3 protein-coding genes are annotated in these 3,121 nt (G+C 27.2%); all 3 read left to right on the forward strand.

The annotated features are described in order from the left end of the window. Positions 1-216 (forward strand): hypothetical protein (locus tag HF990_RS14995; protein ID WP_210730841.1); only part of this gene is annotated, 216 nt, incomplete at its 5' end. Positions 217-428: 212 nt separating this feature from the next. Further along, complete coding sequence (locus tag HF990_RS14685) at positions 429-1,436, forward strand: acyltransferase family protein (protein ID WP_168412881.1); 1,008 nt, start codon at positions 429-431, stop codon at positions 1,434-1,436. 130 nt (positions 1,437-1,566) lie between these two features. Beyond that, positions 1,567-3,000, forward strand: a complete 1,434-nt coding sequence (locus tag HF990_RS14690) for an LTA synthase family protein (RefSeq protein ID WP_168412882.1) — start codon at positions 1,567-1,569, stop codon at positions 2,998-3,000. The last annotated feature ends 121 nt before the right edge of the window (positions 3,001-3,121 follow it).

The raw sequence follows: 3,121 nt of genomic DNA on the forward strand, positions 1-3,121 counted from the left end.
GAGCGTTTATATGGCACAAAACAAAAATCAATGAAATGGCAACCATATCTTACGTTAATGGCCAAAAGGCCAAATGCATTAAAATATACGGATTTCTATGAAAAGATGCCGGAAGAATGGAAAAATTTTCCCCTAAGCCATCCGATTACATATTACCAAATAATGTCACTAAAATTTATTCACCAACACCATTTGACAAAGAACCTATATTTTTAGGAATGCAACAGATTTTGTATTCCAGATGTTCCTATAATTATAGACATTGCGACTACTTTCTTACTGTTAGTTATTATATATAATTATTTTAACAATATTGCTGATTTAGCGATGTTGGCAAATCTATTTTTTAATTCATTATAAAATAAAGAATTTCAAAAAACATATCACTTCATATAGGTATTATTTTATTGAGAGGAGCACGAATTTTATTGTTAACAAGAGATGCATATTTTGATAACATTAAGTTTATTCTGATTACTTTAGTTGTTATAGGTCATCTAATAATGCCTCTTAGTTTAGGACAAACTGTACGTGCAATTGTGCTTACAATTTATGCATTCCACATGCCTCTTTTTATTTTTATATCCGGATATTTTTCGAAAAATTATAAATCGAAAGATTATGGAAAAAAGATTTTTACTAATTTGATAATTCCCTATCTAATTTTTGAAACATTGTATTCACTATTCGATTATCTTTTAATTAATACTAATAGTATAGTTTTTTCGTATTTTACCCCATATTGGATAATGTGGTATCTTTTCAGTATGATAATATGGAAATTGATATTACCGTATGTTGCAAACTTGAAAAAAAGTATAGCATTATTAATCTCTTTCACATTTTCGATACTAATAGGTTATGCTGAAGATGCAGGGTACTACGCTAGTATCTCGCGAACAATAGCATTTTTCCCTTTTTTCTTAATGGGATTTTATTTTAAAAAGGAATATTTAAATTATTTTAGAAGCAGGAAATATAAAATTTCTTCAGTAGTGATAATTTGTTTAATATTTTATTTGTTCTATGGATACGCTTCTACTTTAAAGACTGAATTTCTATTTCATGCAGTTCCATATTCCGTACTTGAGTATTCTGGTATTTATGGAGCGATTTATCGAATTATTAGTTTTATTTTTGCAATAATATTAGGGATGTGTGTAATGATAATAGTTCCTAAAAAACAAATTCCAATTTTATCTAAATTGGGTAGAAACACAATTTATGCATATCTGTTACACGGATTTATAATTTCTTATATATATGCAAACTCTTCTTCATTCTATCCTTATTTTGATACAGATTTAAAAAAATTTGGATTAATATTAATAGGTTGTTTAATCGCAATAATATTATCAACAGATATTGTAAAACTGTTATTTAAGTGGATTATAGAACCACGTTTTGATTTTATAAAGAAAAAACAAATGCAATAAAACAATGAATTCCTGATTGTGTTGAATAAGGGGTTATACTTACAAAAGTTCAATTTTAGGGGATAAAAATTGGGATGAGGAGATTCAAAATTAATCTCTTAATGATTTAAACTGGAGTGTAATATAAATAATGAATAAACAAAAAATTTGTGGCTTATTAATTTTTCTTATATCTCCTCTAATAGGAGTCGTATTACTTGAGTTATTCCTGAGGAAGGAACTTCAATTAACTTTCACATGGATAATGGGGAATATTGGAATATTTATTATTTCAACATTGATCTTCTTTGTAATTGAATGCTTTTTATTGTCCATTATTAACAACTATTATTTTTCTATTTTATTAAGCTATGCATTTTTCTTTACTTTTGCTGTTATTAACTATTACAAATTAAATATCATCAATGAACCACTACTTCCATGGGATTTATATTTTTTTAATCAAGTAGTAGATTTACTGCCTGTATTATATAATAATTTAAATATTGCATTTGCAATATTTTCCTTGTTAATTATTGCAATATTAACTTATTTAATATTAAAGTATGCAAAGGTATCGGTACTTAAATGGAAAGGTAAACTATCAATCTTAGTTATTTCATTAATCATATTAACTATGTTTATTAATTATCCTAAAAACTTTATTAATACGTTTGTTACTAAAAGTGGTGCTTCATTAATCAGCTGGGATCAAAAAACAAATCAAATCAACAATGGTTTTATTGTAGGCTTTTTAATTAATATTCCAAGTTTGTATATTAAAGAGCCAAAAAATTATACTTATGAAAATGTGATGAACTATATAAACGAAATAAACTATAGTAGTAATAATACATATGAAATAAGTGGAAAAAATCCTAATATTGTTGTAATAATGAGCGAGGCTTTTTGGGAATTGAAAAATCTCGGACTAAATTCAATAAATCCAACTGTAGATAGATTCAAGATTGGAAATATTGTTTCACCAACATTTGGAGGTGGAACTGCAAATGTTGAATTTGAAGTATTAACAGGTTTTTCTATGAATCATTTACCAGGTGGATCTATACCATACCAACAATATATATCAAAAGATATCCCTTCTTTGGCAACAGTATTAAAAGAAAAGGGATATAACGCAACTGCAATACATACTTACTATAAGTACTTTTGGAATCGGGATGAAGTGTACCAACATTTGGGGTTCGAGAAATTTATTGGTTTAGATGATTTAAAAAATCCAAAATACTATGGGGATTATTATGTTGATGATTATGAAATTAATAGTTTAATATTAGATGAAATCAAAAAAAATGAAAAGCCTACTTTTATATACGCTGTAACAATGCAAAATCATGGACCTTATTTAGATACAAGGTACGGTGATAATACAGAGAAAATAGTAGATTCATATTCATCTGAAACTAATCAAATTTTAAATACATATGGTACTGGAATTATCCATTCAGATAATGCTTTACATTCTTTGTTCGATACATTAGGCTCATTGAAAGAACCCACATTGGTAGTGTTTTTTGGAGACCATCTTCCTGCCTTAGGCAATGTATATAATCAACTGAATTGAGTTAATTTCATAATTCTCACCCCTTGATTTTCAAGGGATTCAAGACAATAAAAAATGGGTACCTCCCCAAATTTCGTTATAATGGTAAGTAACCAAACAAACCATACGAAAGAGGTGAGTA

This window comes from Ureibacillus thermosphaericus, assembly GCF_012396605.1.
GTDB lineage: Bacteria > Bacillota > Bacilli > Bacillales_A > Planococcaceae > Ureibacillus > Ureibacillus thermosphaericus.